15 protein-coding genes are annotated in these 15,780 nt (G+C 67.4%); 4 read left to right on the top strand and 11 right to left on the bottom strand.

All coding sequences use genetic code 11. From position 1 onward, the window contains the following. The first annotated feature begins 4 nt into the window (after nt 1–4). From BMW87_RS15410 to BMW87_RS15420, 3 genes are read left to right on the top strand one after another with little or no spacing between them, the layout of a single operon-like run. Nucleotides 5–562, top strand: a complete 558-nt coding sequence (locus tag BMW87_RS15410) for a gluconokinase (protein WP_256216783.1) — start codon at nt 5–7, stop codon at nt 560–562. After that, entirely contained in the window at nt 559–1,458 is a 900-nt protein-coding gene (locus BMW87_RS15415; RefSeq protein WP_093077260.1) for an NAD(P)-dependent oxidoreductase, read from the top strand. Before BMW87_RS15410 ends, BMW87_RS15415 begins: the two co-directional genes overlap by 4 nt. A 47-nt stretch (nt 1,459–1,505) precedes the next feature. Next, on the top strand, nt 1,506–1,844 hold the full coding sequence (locus tag BMW87_RS15420; protein WP_093058583.1) for a putative antibiotic biosynthesis monooxygenase: 339 nt from the start codon (nt 1,506–1,508) through the stop codon (nt 1,842–1,844). Here the strand turns inward: BMW87_RS15420 and BMW87_RS15425 are convergent. Continuing rightward, complete coding sequence (locus BMW87_RS15425) at nt 1,810–3,759, bottom strand: glycoside hydrolase family 15 protein (RefSeq protein WP_093077262.1); 1,950 nt, start codon at nt 3,757–3,759, stop codon at nt 1,810–1,812. The two genes, BMW87_RS15420 and BMW87_RS15425, sit on opposite strands and share 35 nt — an antisense overlap. 265 nt (nt 3,760–4,024) lie before the next feature. Between BMW87_RS15425 and BMW87_RS15430 the strand changes: the two genes are divergently transcribed. Beyond that, the gene (locus tag BMW87_RS15430) at nt 4,025–4,681 is read left to right on the top strand and encodes a hypothetical protein (protein ID WP_093077263.1); all 657 of its coding nucleotides are present in this window, start codon (nt 4,025–4,027) and stop codon (nt 4,679–4,681) included. A gap of 30 nt (nt 4,682–4,711) precedes the next feature. On the opposite strand, the gene BMW87_RS15435 is transcribed toward BMW87_RS15430, so the two are convergent. From BMW87_RS15435 to BMW87_RS15480, 10 genes are all read right to left on the bottom strand, one after another. Further along, a complete protein-coding gene (locus BMW87_RS15435; RefSeq protein ID WP_093058580.1) occupies nt 4,712–5,446 on the bottom strand; it encodes an RNA polymerase sigma factor FliA in 735 nt (244 codons plus the stop codon). Between the two features lie 34 nt (nt 5,447–5,480). Continuing rightward, the gene (locus BMW87_RS15440; RefSeq protein WP_093077265.1) at nt 5,481–6,287 is read right to left on the bottom strand and encodes a MinD/ParA family ATP-binding protein; all 807 of its coding nucleotides are present in this window, start codon (nt 6,285–6,287) and stop codon (nt 5,481–5,483) included. Between the two features lie 10 nt (nt 6,288–6,297). Continuing rightward, nucleotides 6,298–8,733, bottom strand: a complete 2,436-nt coding sequence (flhF, locus tag BMW87_RS15445; protein WP_093077266.1) for a flagellar biosynthesis GTPase FlhF — start codon at nt 8,731–8,733, stop codon at nt 6,298–6,300. Next, entirely contained in the window at nt 8,730–10,829 is a 2,100-nt protein-coding gene (flhA, locus tag BMW87_RS15450; protein ID WP_093077268.1) for a flagellar biosynthesis protein FlhA, read from the bottom strand. Before flhA ends, flhF begins: the two co-directional genes overlap by 4 nt. After that, nucleotides 10,826–11,968, bottom strand: coding sequence for a flagellar biosynthesis protein FlhB (gene flhB, locus BMW87_RS15455; protein ID WP_093077269.1), 1,143 nt, complete (start codon nt 11,966–11,968; stop codon nt 10,826–10,828). The genes flhA and flhB overlap by 4 nt, the downstream gene beginning before the upstream one ends. A 143-nt stretch (nt 11,969–12,111) precedes the next feature. Continuing rightward, a complete protein-coding gene (gene cheZ / locus BMW87_RS15460) occupies nt 12,112–12,753 on the bottom strand; it encodes a protein phosphatase CheZ (RefSeq protein ID WP_093058575.1) in 642 nt (213 codons plus the stop codon). Nucleotide 12,754: 1 nt separating this feature from the next. Continuing rightward, the gene (gene cheY / locus BMW87_RS15465) at nt 12,755–13,150 is read right to left on the bottom strand and encodes a chemotaxis response regulator CheY (protein ID WP_172839779.1); all 396 of its coding nucleotides are present in this window, start codon (nt 13,148–13,150) and stop codon (nt 12,755–12,757) included. 31 nt (nt 13,151–13,181) lie between these two features. Next, nucleotides 13,182–14,207 (bottom strand): protein-glutamate methylesterase/protein-glutamine glutaminase, encoded by a 1,026-nt coding sequence (locus tag BMW87_RS15470; protein WP_371127412.1) that lies wholly within the window; start codon nt 14,205–14,207, stop codon nt 13,182–13,184. Nucleotides 14,208–14,263: 56 nt separating this feature from the next. Next, a complete protein-coding gene (cheD, locus tag BMW87_RS15475; RefSeq protein ID WP_093077271.1) occupies nt 14,264–14,902 on the bottom strand; it encodes a chemoreceptor glutamine deamidase CheD in 639 nt (212 codons plus the stop codon). Beyond that, the gene (locus BMW87_RS15480; protein ID WP_371127411.1) at nt 14,899–15,738 is read right to left on the bottom strand and encodes a CheR family methyltransferase; all 840 of its coding nucleotides are present in this window, start codon (nt 15,736–15,738) and stop codon (nt 14,899–14,901) included. Before BMW87_RS15480 ends, cheD begins: the two co-directional genes overlap by 4 nt. Nucleotides 15,739–15,780: the final 42 nt, after the last annotated feature.

The raw sequence follows: 15,780 nt of genomic DNA on the forward strand, positions 1-15,780 counted from the left end.
CACCGTGCAGCATCCAGAGCAGCCGCAGCGCCTGAGCGTGGTGGTAATGGGCGTGTCGGGCACCGGCAAGAGCAGCGTGGCCGCCGGGTTGGCGCAGACGCTGGGCGTGCCGTGGGTCGATGCCGATGACCTGCACGTGCCCGAGGCCGTGGCGCGCATGCGCGCCGGCCTGCCGCTCTCCGACGAAGACCGCTGGCCCTGGCTCGACCGCGTGGGCGCCAGCCTCGCCGACCGCACGGCCGCGCCGCGTGGCGTGGTGGTGGCCTGCTCCGCCCTGCGGCGCGCCTACCGCGACCGGCTGCGCGCCGCGTCGCCCGAGCTGCAATTCGTGTTTCTCGACGGGTCGCCCGCGCTGGTGCGGCAGCGAATGGAACAACGCACCGGGCACTACATGCCGCCGGCGCTGCTCGACAGCCAGCTGAAGACGCTGGAGAGGCCCGACGCGAGCGAACCCGACGTGCTGCACGCCGACATCGCCGTGCCCGTGCAGCAGATCGTGGCCGACATCGGCGCACGGCTCGTTCAACGCTCGAAGGATGCTTCCATGAAAGTCTCTGCATGACAGCAGCATCCAGCCAGCGCGTGGCCGTGATCGGCGTGGGCATCATGGGCTCGGCCATCGCGCGCCGGCTGCTCGAATGCGGCCACCGGGTGAACGTGTTCGACCTCGATGCGGCCAAGGTGGCCGCGCTGGCAGCGCAAGGCGCACAAGCGGCCGACACCGCGCAAGCGGCAGCGGCAGCCAGCGACTTCGTCATCACCAGCCTCAACTCTGCGGCGGTGGTGGAGCGCGCAATCTTCGGCGAGGCCGGCATTGCCGCCGCCGCACCTGCCGATGCGAAGCGGCTGCTGATCGACATGTCGTCCATCGACCCACCTTCCACGCGCCGGCTCGCACAGTCGCTGCGCGAGCGCACGGGCATGGGCTTCGTCGATGCGCCGCTTTCCGGCGGCGCGCCCAAGGCCCTGCTCGGGCAACTCACGGTGATGGCAGGCGGCAGCGCCGACGACGTGCTGCGCGCACGCGCCGTGATGGACAGCCTGTGCGCCAACTACACCCACATGGGCGACAGCGGCGCGGGCCAGACCACCAAGCTCGTCAACCAGCTGCTCTGCGCCATCGGCTTTCAGGCCGTGGCCGAGGCGGTGCGGCTGGCCGAAGCCGGTGGCGTCGATGCATCGAAGCTGCCCGCCGCACTGGCCGGCGGCCGCGCCGACAGCCAGATCCTGCGCGAGTTCGGCCCCAAGATGGCCGCGCGCGACTACACGCCTACCGGCCGCATCGACAACATGCTCAAGGACCTCGAAGCGGTGCAGGCCTTCTCGCAAGGCCAGCGCCTGCCGATGCCGCTGGCGGGCGCCGTCTCGGAGCTGCACCGAGCCTTCGTCGCGGCCGGGCTCGGCGCCGAAGACACGGCGGCCATGATGCGGCAGTTCGACGGCTACGGGCGCGGCTGAAGCGCCTCCCGCCACACACAGCTTTCACCCAGGAAAGAAGAGACACCATGTTCATCCGCTGCGCGTTTTTCAGGGGCCGGGTCAAGGCCGGCATGGAAGAAGCCTTCGACCGCCACGTGCACGAAAAACTCGTGCCGCTGTGGACCCGCTTCCCCGGTGCGCTCGAAGTGCGCGTGCTGCGCCAGATCGAAAGCGATGTGAGCGACCCCGAACTGGCGATGGTGCTGTCGATCCGCTATGCGAGTCGCGAGGACATCGCCCGCGCACTCGACTCACCCGTTCGCCATGAAAGCCGCGAGGTCTCGAAGAAGCTGTTCGAGATGTTCGACGGCACGGTCTTCCACACGGTGTTCAGCGCCGAGGAGTTCGCGCTGCCGGCCGCCTGAGCGGCGTCTTTCTTGCCGTCCTCTTCGGTGCCGCTCTCTTCGGCGCCGTCTTCTTCGATGCCGCCTTGCCATCGAGGTCCGCCAGCTCCCACACGCCACCGGCCGCCGACACCAGCGCATGCGCGCTGTTGATCAGCCCGATGTGCGAAAACGCCTGCGGAAAATTGCCGAGCTGCCGCTGCGCCACCGGGTCGTATTCCTCGGCGAACAGGCCCAGGTCGTTGCCCAGCGCCAGCAGGCGCTTGAAGAGGGCTCGCGCCTTGCGCAGCTTGCCCATGGCCACGTACACGTTCGACAGCCAGAAGCTGCACGCGAGAAACGCGCCCTCCCCGCCTTCGAGGCCGTCCACGCCTTTCTCTGTGCGATAGCGGTACACCAGCCCGTTGAAGATCAGCTCCTTCTCGATGCGCGCGATGGTGCCCTGCACCCGCGCATCATGAATCGGCAGAAAGCCGATCAGCGGCATCCACAGCAGCGCCGCATCCACCGTGTCTGCGCCGTAGTACTGCACGAATGAATTGCTCGCGGCGTCGTAGCCGCGGGCGCAGACCTCGGCGTGGATCTCGTCGCGCACCTCGCGCCAGCGCTCGACAGGGCCTTCGAGCCCATACTCCGTCGCGCTCGCGATCACCCGGTCGAAGGCCAGCCAGCACATGATCTTGGAATGCACGAAGTGGCGCGGCTCGCCGCGCACTTCCCACAGGCTGCAGTCGGGCTCCTTCCACAGCACCATCAGGTGCTTCGCGATGGCGCGCTCCAGCGGCCACACCTTTTCCATGTCCGCCAGCCCGGCCTTGCGCGCCGCATGAAAGGCCGCGATGACCGAGCCGTACACATCGAGCTGGCGCTGCCCGTGCGCGCCGTTGCCGATGCGCACCGGGCGGCTGTCTTCGTAGCCCGGCAGCCAGCCGAGCTCGAGCTCGGTGAGCGAGCGTTCGCCGTGCAGGCCGTACATCACCTGCAGCTCTTCGGGCGAGCCGCCCACCGCTCGCATCAGCCACCAGCGCCAGGCGCTGGCTTCCTCGACATAGCCCGAACCGATCAGCGCGTAGAGCGTGAGCGCCGCGTCGCGCAGCCAGCAGAAGCGGTAGTCCCAATTGCGTTCGCCGCCCGGCAGTTCGGGCAGCGAGGTGCTCGGCGCGGCGACGATGCCGCCGGTGGGCTCGTAGGTGAGCGCCTTGAGCGTGAGCAGCGAGCGCATCACCGGCTCGCGAAACTCGCCGTGGTAGCCGCAGCGGCCGGTCCACGCGCTCCATTCGGCGACGGTGCGCGCCAGCAGCGCACTGGCATCGCGCGTCACCGGTGGCTTCAGGTGCGAAGGAAACCAGTCGAGGCTGAACGCGATGGCCTGCCCCGCGGACACGGTGAAGTCGGCAAAGCTTGCGAAGTTCTCGTTGGTCAGCGGCACGCCGGAGCTGATGCGCACCGAGTCCGGTCCGGCCGTGGCAAACACCGCGCCGTCGCGCCGCTCCATCCACGGGCACCACCCGCCGTAGTTGAAGCGGATACGGAACTCGGTGTGCATGGCGACCGTGCCGCGCACGCCCTGCACGATGCGCACCACCTCATGCGTGCCGTCGAGCGCCGGGCGCGGCATGAAGTCGGTGACGATGGCCGTCCCCTTGGCCGTGCGGATCGTGGTTTCGAGCACCACGGTGCCGGGCAGGTAGCGCCGCGTGACACGCGCCTTGCGGTCTTTGGCGCGCATCGTCCAATGGCCGTTGCGCTCGTCGCCGAGCAAGCTGGCGAACATCGCGGCCGAATCGAAGCGCGGCAGGCACAGCCACTCGATATCGCCACCGCAATGCACCAGGGCCGCGCTGTGGGTCGAGCCGATGAGCGCGTAGTCGCCAATGGGGCGGTTCGGGCGGTCGGCGTGAAGCCGTGCGGAGGGTTGCTTGGGAGTCTTTGGCAAGAGGCTGAGCTTTGCCGTGCGCGCGGGCGTGGCACGCCAGCGGCGGGCGCGGATTGCTGACGGACAACGCCTAATGGCGCATGACAAATAAGGCACCCATCTACTTGTTCCTGGGGATGGCCTTCGCACCGTCGCGCTCCTACCATCAGCCGCGCACGAAATGACAAGAGGCTCGTGAAGATGAAACGGCACAGGTCGCCGCTTGGGCCCCATGGTGCAGCGCTCTACTTTGCCCCTCCCATTCCAACGCAAATAGACATCACACGTGAACGGACACAACCAACTCTTCCGAGCCGATCCCGTTGCGTACGCGCAGCTTCGCGCGATCAACGGCGTTTCGTGGTTCATGCAGAACGCGCAGGCGCAGCAGAATCCAGCTTTCGTCATGCAGGTCCTGGTACTCAACACGGCCAAGATGGGCTCGTTCGATCTGCAGGGCACCGCGCAAGCCCTCCAGGTCACCTTGAGGCCGGTGGGAAATGTCCTCCATCAGGATCAGCCGATCTCGGCGTATTGGTGTCCTTTCATCCAGGGCAACGTGATGCCCGGATTCGTCGACGTACCTCGACACAACCCGCAGCACAGGTTCGTCTTCACCGCCGCCATGAATGGCTGCGCCCTGATGGTGACGAACTCGCCGCTCGGTGCGCATCTGATCAGGGTGTATCACCACCAGCACCCCGGGCAAGCCAACATCAATCAGATGATCCAGACGCAAGGGCAGGAAGTGATCTCGTACATCGGCTTCGACGACTACGGCCACGCCAACCAGCATATTCCGCTGCCGAACGCCTTCAACTTCCTGTACTACAGGAATGGCGCCTGGAAGTACGTTCTGCAACCGCAACTGTTCGATCCACTCACGAACAATGTGACGCTCAACGGCCTCATCCCCTCGCAGGTGCTCGATGCGACTTTCTGATTCAGGCGGCGGCCCTGGCCCCGGAGTCGGCTACAGCACATCCTTCAGCTTGGCCCGCAGCCTGCTGATCGCCTGGCTGTGCAGCTGGCACACCCGCGACTGGCTCACCTCCAGGATCGCGCCGATCTCGCGCAGGTTCAGCTCTTCCTCGTAGTAGAGGTTCAGCAGCAGCTGGTCGCGCTCCGGCAGCGCACCGATGGCGTCCACCAGCTGATGCCGGAAGCCGCTTTCCAGCAGCTGCTCCAGCGGATCGTCGCTGCCGCGCCGGTCCTTGCGCGCGTCCTGCGAGTGGCTGTCGAGAAACGGGCTGTCCGGGTCGTCCTTGGAGAAATCTTCGACATACACCAGCTGGCAGCCCTGGATCTCCTGCAGCAGCGACTGATACGCCTCCAGGTCCATCTTCAGCTCCTTGGCGATCTCCCCTTCGGTGGGAGAGCGCCCGAGCTTGTGGCCCAGCGCCTGGATCGCCTTCTCGACGCCGCGCGCCGACTGGCGCAGGCCGCGCGAGCCCCAGTCGCTGGCGCGCAGTTCGTCGAGCATGGCGCCGCGGATGCGCTGGCTGACGAAGGTCTCGAACTGCGCGCCGCGGTTGTCCTGGTAGCGGCTGGAGGCGTCCAGCAGGCCCAGCATGCCGGCCTGGATCAGGTCGTCCAGCTCCACGCTGGCCGGCAGCTTGGCCATCATCTGCAACGCGATGCGGCGCACCAGCGGCTGGTGCTGCGCCAGCAGATGTGATTTTTCGATGGTTCCCTGTGCGGTGTACACGGCCGTCCTTCTTGGGTTGTCCGGGTCGGCGGGCTCAGGCCACGGCCTGCAGCGGCTCGGCCGCGCGCCATGGCCAGCGGTCGACCTCGCCAGCAATGCGCCGGAAGTCGACAGCGGCATGGCTCGCGGGAAAGGCCTCGACGATGGTCTTCTTCAGGCGCCACGCGTCGGCAACGAGCGGGTCGAAGCGCACCCAGCCCGCGGGCTGAAGCAGCAGCGCGAGATAGCGGCTGGCGGCATGCGCGAGGTTGCTCATGATCTGGCGCGCGGCCACGACGTCGGCCGCGCCGTTGACCAGGAAGCGCATCTGCTTGAGGCCGTGCGCATGGTGCAGCCGCTTGATGCCCGCATAGGCCGCGGTGATCGACGCGGGGTGCGGCTGCAGCACCAGCAGCAGGTCGTCCGCGCCCTGCGCGAGCGCCGACAGCCGGCCTTCGGCGTCGAAAGCCGCATCGACGATGACGACGCCGTCGTGCCAGAACTTGCGCGGGTCGATTTCGCCATCCGCACCATTCACCGCGCGGTGCGGCGCGGGTAGCACGTGCACGCCGCAGGCTGCCTTGACCTCTGCACCATCCAGCGTCAGGCGCTGGCTTGCTACATCGGCCAGGTTCCCCAGCGGATCGATGTCCCACACCTCGCAGGCCGAACCCACAGTCGGGCAGTGCTCGTCCAGCAGCAGCACGTTGCGACCCTGCAGGGTCAGTGCCACACCGAGATTCATCGCGGCCGTGGTACTCCCCGCGCCCTGCCCCAGGCCTGCGACGGCCACCACGCGCGCATGCGTCGGTGCGAGCATGCGCCGCAGTCCGTCGGCCTGATCCGCAACCAGCTTGTTCATTCCTGATTCCTCAACCCAACTTCTCCAGCGCACGCGGCGCCTGCGTGGGAGCGGTCGACTCGGTGCCCAGCGCCTCCAGCAGCAGAAAGAGCTTGCCCACGCCCGCATACAGCGCACTGCCGCTCATGGCCCGTCCGTTGCGCGCCGGGCGCCCCGTGAGCTGGCCCAGCAGCGCGCGCGTGCGGTCGGCCCATTCGCCTTCGGCGTGCAACAGGCGCCACACGGTGGTGGTCATCTGGCCGGCGATCAGCAGCCGCTTCATGATGTCGGGGTCGCCCAGCTCGCCGATACCGCCGACCATCTGCACACCGTCGCGCAGCAGGCGGAAGCAGGGCTCGGCGTCGCTGGCCCAGCCCTGCCATTGCGCGAGCTGCTGCGTGGAAACGTCCGCGCCGATGTTGGTCAACGCATGGCCCTGCGCCAGCACGTTGCCGGTGCGCGCATCGACCACCCGCGTGGCAACGCAGCGCAGCGCGGGCATCGCATCGCGCCCGATGCCCGCCGCCATGGCGGCCGCGTTGAAGCGCAGCACCACGTCGGCATGCGCCTCGCTGCGCAACGCCGCCTTGCCGCGAAAGCGCACGGGCCGCCCCTCGCCGAATTCGAAGTCCATGCGCGCGAGCGTGTCGGGTGCGCCGGTGCGCACGTCGATCACCGCGGTGGAGCCCGGCGCGCGCGCAAGCCAGCGCTGGCCCGCGGCCTGCCACTGCACCATGGCCTCGATGCCGGGCAGCCTCGTCAACAGATACACCAGCGGCTTGTGGCCGAAGTCCTGCTGGCGCAGCCATGGCACCTGGCGTGCGCCGGGCTTGCGCGCGGCGTCCTTCATGCCGCGCGTGGCGGCGGTCGAGAGCCACTGGTTCGGCGCCACCAACGGCAGGCCCGTGCGGTCCGACAGCAGCAGGCTGCCGTGGCATTCATAGGCGTCGCCGCCTTCGTTCGAGCGCAGCCCGACCTGCCCGCACAGCGCGAGCACATGGGTCTCGCAGCCAGCGGCCACTTCGCTGCGCGCATGCACCATCAGGTCGTGCAGCACGGCCTTCTGGCCGGTGCCTTCGTCACCGGCCTGGCGCCAGAGTGCGCGCGAACGCTCGAAGCCGATCTGCGCGCCGGCCAATGCGCTGGCGGCAGTGGCGAGTTCTTGCGCGTCGTGCGCCATGGCGCGAATCAGGTTCTGGTACTTCAGCCGCAGGCGGTCGGTCTCGCCTTGCGCCTGCACCACCTGCGCCGAGGGGCCCGCGCCCGCCGGCTCCTCGTGCAGATCGCTTTCCGCGGGCACGAACAGCGGGCTGTGCTGGCGCGGCTGGAACACGCTGTCCACCAGCTGCGCGCGGTCGGCCTGCATCAGGTTCTCAGGCACCTTCTGGCCGCTGGAGATGTAGTGCACCGGCAGGCGGTGGCGGATCACGGTGTCGATCAGTGCGCCCGGATGCGTGGCCTCGTCGACCTTGGTGAAGATGCAGCCGGTGAGCTCGTTGCCATGGCGGTAGGCGTGCACCACCTCGTTGAGCGTGTCGCCGTGGCTGGTGGCGTTGAGCAGCAGCAGCCGCTTCACGGGCCGCTGGCTCTGGCCGAGCATCGCGATCTGCTCGGACACGGCGCGGTCGCGCTGGCTCATGCCGACGGTGTCGATCAGCACCATGTGCTTGTCGCGCAGGTCCTGCAGCACCAGGTGCAGGTCGGCCGCATCCTTCACGGCGTACACCGGCACATTGAGGATCTGGCCGTAGATGCGCAGCTGCTCGTAGGCGCCGATGCGGTAGCTGTCGGTGGTCACCAGCGCGAGCTTGTCAGCGCCGAAGCGCATCACGCAGCGCGCAGCCAGCTTGGCGGTGGTGGTGGTCTTGCCGACACCGGTCGGGCCCATCAGGGCATACACGCCGCCCTGCGCGAACAGCGCGTCTTCGTCTTCATGCACTGGCACGGCGCGGATCAGCTCCGAGCGCACGTAGGCCATGCCTTCGGCGTATGTCTGGCCGGTGGGCATCTTCTCCAGCATGGCCTTCGACAGGCCCGCGCTGAAGCCGGCGCCAAGCAGCGTGCGCAGCAGGCGGCCGCGCACCGGGTCGCGGCGCTGCTTGTCGTTCCACACGACGCTGGCGAGCTGCTCTTCGATCATGCCGCGCATGGAATGCAGTTCGGTGAGCACGGTGTCAGCGGGTGCGGGTGCAGGAGCGGGCACAGGGGCCGCCACAGGCACGGGGACCGATGCCACGGGCGCCGCGATCACCACGGGCTTCGCAGGCACAGGCGCGGTGTCTTTCAACACCCCCTGCACTTCGCCCTCGACCATTGCGACGATCTCGACGCCCTCGGCCATTGCGCGATGCGTCAGCACGATGGCGTCAGCGCCCAGCGCCTCCCTCACCATCCTCAGGGCTTCGCGGCTGGTGGCCGCGACGAATTTGCGCGCGGTGGTGCGCACGTCGGTCTGCTTGGAATTCAACCTCGTCCTCCGATGGCGGTGGTGATCTTGATGGTGCGGGAGTCAGGAATCTCCGCATGCGAAAGCACTTTCAGCTGCGGCAGGCTGCGCCGCAGGAATCTGGACAGCAGCACGCGCAGCGCGTGCTGCACCACGAGCACCGGCGCCAGGCCCATCTGCTCCTGGCGCAGGATCGCGGCCTGCGCCTGCCTGAGCAGGTTGTCGGCAATGCCCGGCTCGATGCCGCTGCTGTTGGTCAAGGCCTGCTGCAGCACGCCGTCGAGCGAGCCGTCGAGGCCGATCACCTGCATTTCGGTGTCGCCCGGGAACAGCTGCTGCGTGATGGCGCGGCCCAGCGCCAGGCGCGTGAGCGTGGTGAGTTCGGTCGGGTCCTTGATGGTCGGCGCATGCTCGGCCATCACGTCGAGGATGGTGCGCATGTCGCGGATGGGCACTTCTTCGTCGAGCAGGTTCTGCAGCACCTTATGCAGCGTGCTGAGCGACAGCACCTTCGGCACCAGGTCTTCCGTGAGCTTGGGTGCGGTCTTGGCGATCTGGTCGAGCAGCTGCTGCACTTCCTGGCGGCCCAGCAGTTCGGCGGCATGCGTCTGGATCAGGTGGTTCAGGTGCGTGGCCATCACCGTGCAGGCATCGACCACCGTGTAGCCCTGCACCTGTGCCTGTTGCCGCAGGCTGGCGTCGATCCACACCGCCGCCAGGCCGAAGGCCGGGTCGCGCGTGGGCGTGCCGGGCAGCGTGCCCGTCACCTGCCCGGGGTTGATGGCCATCCACTGGTTGGGGAAGGCTTCGCCGCGCCCGATCTCCACGTCCTTCAGGCTGATGACGTAGGTGTTGGGCTTGATCTCCAGGTTGTCGCGAATGTGCACCACCGGCACCAGGAAGCCGACCTCCTGCGCAATCTTCTTGCGGATGCTCTTGATGCGGCCCAGCAGCTCGCCCTGCTGCGACTGGTCCACCAGCGGAATGAGCCGGTAGCCGACCTGCATGCCCAGCGGGTCGACCATTGCAACGTCGTCCCACGTCGCTTCTTCCATCTCGGCCGAGGGCGCGGGGTTCGCGGCCTGCGCGGCGGCGGCTGCCTTCTGCGCGGCTTCCTGCGGCTTGCGCATCACAAGCCGGCGGCCCAGCCACACCAGGCCGCCCGCGATCAGCAGGAAGGCCAGGTTCGGCATGCCCGGGATCATGCCCAGCAGGCCGACGATGCCGGCCGTGAGAAACAGCACCTGCGGGTTGGAAAAGAGCTGGCCCGTGAGCTGGCTGCCCACGTCTTCGTCGGTGGTCACGCGCGACACGATCACGCCGGCAGCGGTGGAGATGACGAGCGCCGGAATCTGCGCCACCAGGCCGTCGCCGATGGCCAGCAGCGTGTAGGTCTTGCCGGCAGTGGAAAAGTCGAGCCCGTGTTGCAGCATGCCGACCACCAGCCCGCCGATGATGTTGATCACCATGATGAGCAGGCCCGCGATCGCATCGCCGCGCACGAACTTGCTGGCACCGTCCATCGAGCCGTAGAAGTCGGCCTCCTGCGCAACCTCGGTGCGGCGCTTGCGGGCCACGTCCTCGCCGATCAGGCCGGCGTTGAGGTCGGCGTCGATGGCCATCTGCTTGCCCGGCATCGCGTCGAGCATGAAGCGCGCGCCCACCTCGGCGATGCGCCCTGCGCCCTTGGTGATCACCATGAAGTTGATGAGCACGAGGATGATGAAGACCATCACACCCACCGCGAAGTTGCCACCGACCAGAAAGTGCCCGAAGGCCTCGATCACCTTGCCAGCTGCGTCGGGCCCGGTGTGGCCGTGCATCAGCACCACGCGCGTGGACGCCACGTTCAGCGACAGGCGCAGCAGCGTCGAGAACAGCAGCACGGCCGGGAAGGCCGCGAAGTCCAGCGCCTTCATCGTGTACATGCTCACCAGCAGCACCATCACCGACATGGCGATGTTGAAGGTGAACAGCAGGTCGAGCAGGAAGGGCGGCAGCGGCAGCACCATCATGCTCAGGATGAGGATGATGAGAATCGGCCCGGCCAGTCCCTTGAACTGCGAGCCGGAGAACAGACGCGTCGGCAGACGCATCAGGTTTGTCATCGCGTTCATGCGGCTTCCACTGTGTATTGAAGGTCTGCGGGCACCGGCAGGTCGGTCGGCGTGCGCGGGGCGTCGCCGCCCTCGGTCTTCCAGCGCCTGAGCTGGTACACCCAGGCCAGCACCTCGGCCACCGCGGTGTACAGGCCTGCCGGAATCTCATCGCCCAGCTTCGTGTGCTTGTAGAGAGCGCGCGCGAGCGGCGGCGCTTCGAGAATCGCGACCTTGTGCTCCAGCGCCATCTCGCGGATGCGCGCGGCCACCAGCTCGGTGCCCTTGGCCACCACGCGCGGTGCGCGCATGCCGCTGTCGGTGTACTTCAGCGCCACCGCAAAGTGCGTGGGATTGGTCAGCACGATGTCTGCCTTGGGCACCTCGGCCATCATCCGGCGGCGCGCCATCTGCTGTTGCTGGCGGCGGATCGCGGCCTTGATGTGCGGATCGCCTTCGCTTTCCTTGTGCTCCTGGCGCAGGTCTTCGCGCGACATGCGCAGCTTGCGGTAGTAGCTCCAGAGCTGGAAGGGCACGTCGATCAGCGCCACGAGAAACAGCGTGGCCGCGATCAGCGCGCAATGCTTGGCCACCAGCACCATTGCGTGCGGCAGCGCGTAGTGCGCGGGCTGCGCCATCAGGTCCATCAGCGCGCCGATGTCGCGCGACACCACCCACCACGCCACGCCGCCGATCAGCGCCGACTTGGCCAGCGCCTTGAAAAGCTCGGCCAGCGACTGCGCGGAAAACATGCGGCCGATGCCGGCCAGCGGATTGAGCTTGCTGAAGTTCGGCCCCACCGATTTGGTGGAGAACAGCCAGCCGCCGAGCATCAGCGGCGCGACCACGGCAGCGACGATCATCATCGCGAACAGCGGGCCGATGGCCGTGAGCGTGTGCATCGCCATCAACCCGGTCTGGGCCAGCATATGCGAGGGATCGAAGGCGCTGGCGCGGTCGAACTGCAGGCCGCGGTGCAGCGCACCGCTCATGCTCGTGCCCAGCGAGTCCCCTGCGAACCACAGCCCCGCGCATGCGGTGCCCAGCATGACGAAGGTGGTGAGCTCGCGCGAACGGGCTACGTTGCCTTCCTCGCGCGCCTTCTCCAGGCGTCGCTCGGAGGCGGGTTCCGTTTTTTCGAGATCGCTTTCCTCAGCCATTCATGCTCCGAACCAGCAGTGGCGAAGTACGCCTTGCTCATGACCAAATTATTGAATTCGGTCGTCCGGAACAATCTGCCGATAAGGGCCCTTATCGCCCTGCTATTCGGACAATAGGCAGGGCCTGGAGCCCGGCCTCGGGCTCAGAAGCCGAGGCTCTCCAGCAGGTCGTCGACCTGTGCCTGGTCGGTCACCGCATCGGGGTTGCCGGGCTTGACCTGCGGGCCGTTCTGCAGGCTGTGCGCGGCCTCCTGGCGCTTCTCGGGCGCGGAGTTGTCGATCAGCACTTGCAGCAGCTGCGTCTCCACGTCGTTGACCACTTCCATCATCTTCTTGATGACCTGGCCGGTCAGATCCTGGAAGTCTTGCGCCATCAGGATTTCCATGAGCTGCGAGTTGATCGCGCCGGCGCGCTCCGGCACCTCGTTGAGGTAGCTGCGCGTGTCGAGCACGAGTTCGCGCGCGTGGTCGAGCTCGATGGGGTTTTCGAACCACAGGTCCCAGCGCTTGCTGAGGCCCTTGGCATCGCTGGCCAGTGCTTCCTGCAACGGCTGTGCAACGTCGATGGCGTTGAGCGCGCGGTGCGCGGCACGCTCGGTGGTGGCAGCCACGTAGCTCAGGCGGTCGCGCGCATCCGGAATGGCCTGCGCGGCCTTGGCCACCTGCTTGTCGAGGCCCAGCTCGCGCAGGCCTTCGCGCAGCTGGCGCGTGAGCTGGCCGATGCGGCCCAGCAGTTCTTCGGCGGTGTTGGTGGGGTCCGCGGCCCCGGCAGCGTTCTGGCTCATGTCAGGCCGCTTCCTTCGCAAGCTTCTCGAAGATCTTGGTGATCTTCTCTTCGAGCGTGGCGGCGGTAAATGGCTTCACCACGTAGCCGTTGGCGCCAGCTTGAGCGGCCGCCACGATGTTCTCTTTCTTCGCCTCTGCGGTGACCATCAGCACCGGCAGCTTCTTCAGCTCGGGGTCGGCGCGAATGGTCTGCAGCATGGTCAGGCCGTCCATGTTCGGCATGTTCCAGTCGGACACCACGAAACCGAAATTGCCGCCGCGCAGCTTCTCGATACCGGCCGCGCCGTCTTCCGCCTCGTCGACGTTGAGGAACTCCAGTTCCTTCAGCAGGTTGCGCACGATGCGGCGCATGGTCGGGAAGTCGTCCACAACCAGGATTTTGATGCTCTTGTCGATCACGATATTTCCAACTCCAACAGGTCGTTTTTCAAACTCGGTTCGCACGTTCGCCGAACGTGCGAAGGTGCGCCATCACCCGGCGGCTCACTTCGCTCAATGGGGACACGTCGTCCACCGCGCCCAGTGCGATGGCTTCGCGCGGCATGCCGAAGACAACGCAGCTGGCCTCGTCCTGTGCCAGCGTGTGCGCGCCCGCGCGCTTCATGCGCAGCAGGCCCTCGGCGCCGTCCCTGCCCATGCCGGTCAGGATGATTCCGATGGCGTTCTTGCCCGCGTGCTTGGCCGCCGAATCGAACAGCACGTCGATCGACGGCCGGTGGCGGTTCACCGGTGGCTCCTGGTCGAGGTGGGCCACGTAGTTGGCGCCGCTGCGCGCGAGCGACAGGTGAAAGCCGCCGGGCGCGATGTAGGCATAGCCGGGCAGCACGCGCTCGCCATGCTCGGCCTCTTTCACGTTGATGCGGCACAGGCCGTCGAGCCGCTGCGCGAACGAGCGGGTGAAGCCGGCCGGCATGTGCTGCGCGATCATCACCGCGGGCGAATCGGGCGGCAGCGGCTGCAGCACTTCGCGGATGGCCTCGGTGCCGCCGGTGGAGGCGCCGATGATGATGAGTTTTTCGGTGCTCAGCAGCGGGCTGCGCAGCAGCGATTCGTGCGGCGCGTCGCCGCCGGGGCGCGGGGCCGCGGCATGCCGGCCGGGCAGCAGCCGCGCGCTCGCGGCCGTGCGGATCTTGCCGGCGATCAGTTCGGTGTAGTTGAGCAGGCCGTCGCGCACGCCCAGGCGCGGCTTGGTCACGAAGTCGATGGCGCCCAGCTCGAGCGCGCGCAGCGCGATCTCCGAGCCGCGCTCGGTCAGCGACGACACCATGACCACAGGCATGGGCCGCAACCGCATGAGCTTTTCGAGAAACTCCAGCCCGTCCATGCGCGGCATCTCGACGTCGAGCGTGAGCACGTCGGGGTTCGTGACCTTGATGAGGTCGCGCGCCACCAGCGGATCTGCCGCCGTGCCCACCACGGTCATGTCGCTCTGGCTGTTGATGATCTCCGTCATCACGCTGCGGATCAGTGCCGAGTCGTCAACGCACAGCACCTTGATTTTTTTATTGCTCACGGGTTTCCCTTGGTTGAGGCAGCCGGCGCCGCGCGAAGGCCGGACAGCCTGCGCAGCAACTCGCCCTCTTCGTTCTGCACCTGCGCCACTTCTGTATGCGCACGCAGCTTGCGCACGATGGCCTTGCCGGTCGCCGGCACGAAGCACACGCGGCGCGCATGCGGCCCGCGCAGGTCTTGCGCGGCGACTTCGATGCGTTCGTTGCGCAAGTAGCGCAGCACGAAGTCGGCGTTACGGTCGCCGATGTTGAGCGTGGTCATGTTGGCCAGCACCGCGCCGCCGCCGAACACCTTGGCGCGCAACCGGTCGCGGCGCGCGCCCGCGCGTACCAGCTCGCGGATCAGGGTGTCCATGGCGTAGGCGCCGTAACGCATCGACTCGGAGGCATCCCGCGTGCCGGTGCCGGCTGCTTCGCCGTCGTCGGGCAGCATGAAATGGTTCATGCCGGCCACGCCGGCTTCCCTGTCGTGCAGGCAGGCGGCCACGCACGAGCCGAGCACTGTGCTCAGCACGGTGTTGCTCGAAGTCACGTAGTACTCGGAAGGCAACAGCTTCACGGCCATGAGGCCGACGTCGCGGTCGAAGTAGTGGTGGCTGGCCACCGAGTCCGGTGCGGCAGGGTTCGAAGCCATCATGGAACGCCCGTGGCACGCGCGCGCGCCAGCTCGTACACGGTCTGGCCCAGCGGCCGGAAGGCCTGGTTGACGAGCGACGCGTTCTCCGAATGCCCCGCGAACAGCAGGCCGTTCGGCTTGAGCAGCGGCGCGAAGCGGTCGAGCACCTTCTTCTGCGTGGGCTTGTCGAAATAGATCATCACGTTGCGGCAGAAGATCGCGTCCACCGGCTCCTTCACCGCCCACGCGCTGTCGAGCAGGTTGAGCCGCGAGAACTTCACCAGCGCCGCCACCTCCGGGCGGATGCGCGCCTTGCCCGCATTCGCGCCGGTGCCCTTGTTGAAGAAGCGCCGCAGCCGCTCGGGCGCGAGCCTGCGCACCTGCTCGGCGGTGAACACGCCGGTAGCCGCCTTGGCCAGCACCGAGGTGTCGATGTCGGTGGCGATCACACGCGACGAGCCCGCCTTGTCACCCAGCGCCTCCATCAGTGTGATGGCAATCGAATAGGGTTCCTCACCCGTCGAGGCCGCCGCGCACCACACGGTGACGGGCTGCTTCGCCTTGCGCACGTGCTCGGCCAGCGTCGGGAAGTGATGGGCCTCGCGGAAGAACGAGGTCAGGTTGGTGGTGAGCGAGTTGATGAACAACTGCCACTCCTCGCCATCCTGCCGCCCTTCGAGCCAGTCGAGGTAGGTGGCGAAGTCGGGTACCTGGAGCTCTCTCAGCCGGCGCGAGAGCCGGCTGTACACCATCTGCCGCTTCTGCTCGCCCAGGGCGATGCCGGCGCGGCGGTGAATGAGGGTGCGGATCCGGGAAAAGTCGCTGTCGGTAAAAAGGAACTCGGTAGTCACGGCCATCCTGGAAGCTTGGCTTTCAATGTACATAGCGTCCGCCGTTTC

This window comes from Variovorax sp. OV084 (genome assembly GCF_900111625.1).
GTDB lineage: Bacteria > Pseudomonadota > Gammaproteobacteria > Burkholderiales > Burkholderiaceae_C > Variovorax.

Coding starts and splice junctions, on each gene's coding strand:
- cheZ (WP_093058575.1), bottom strand. CDS start 12,753: ATGAGCCAGAACGCTGCCGGGGCCGCGGACCCCACCAACACCGCCGAA.
- cheD (WP_093077271.1), bottom strand. CDS start 14,902: ATGATGGCTTCGAACCCTGCCGCACCGGACTCGGTGGCCAGCCACCAC.
- BMW87_RS15440 (WP_093077265.1), bottom strand. CDS start 6,287: ATGAACAAGCTGGTTGCGGATCAGGCCGACGGACTGCGGCGCATGCTC.
- BMW87_RS15415 (WP_093077260.1), top strand. CDS start 559: ATGACAGCAGCATCCAGCCAGCGCGTGGCCGTGATCGGCGTGGGCATC.
- BMW87_RS15470 (WP_371127412.1), bottom strand. CDS start 14,207: ATGACGGAGATCATCAACAGCCAGAGCGACATGACCGTGGTGGGCACG.
- BMW87_RS15420 (WP_093058583.1), top strand. CDS start 1,506: ATGTTCATCCGCTGCGCGTTTTTCAGGGGCCGGGTCAAGGCCGGCATG.
- flhA (WP_093077268.1), bottom strand. CDS start 10,829: ATGAACGCGATGACAAACCTGATGCGTCTGCCGACGCGTCTGTTCTCC.
- flhB (WP_093077269.1), bottom strand. CDS start 11,968: ATGGCTGAGGAAAGCGATCTCGAAAAAACGGAACCCGCCTCCGAGCGA.
- BMW87_RS15480 (WP_371127411.1), bottom strand. CDS start 15,738: ATGGCCGTGACTACCGAGTTCCTTTTTACCGACAGCGACTTTTCCCGG.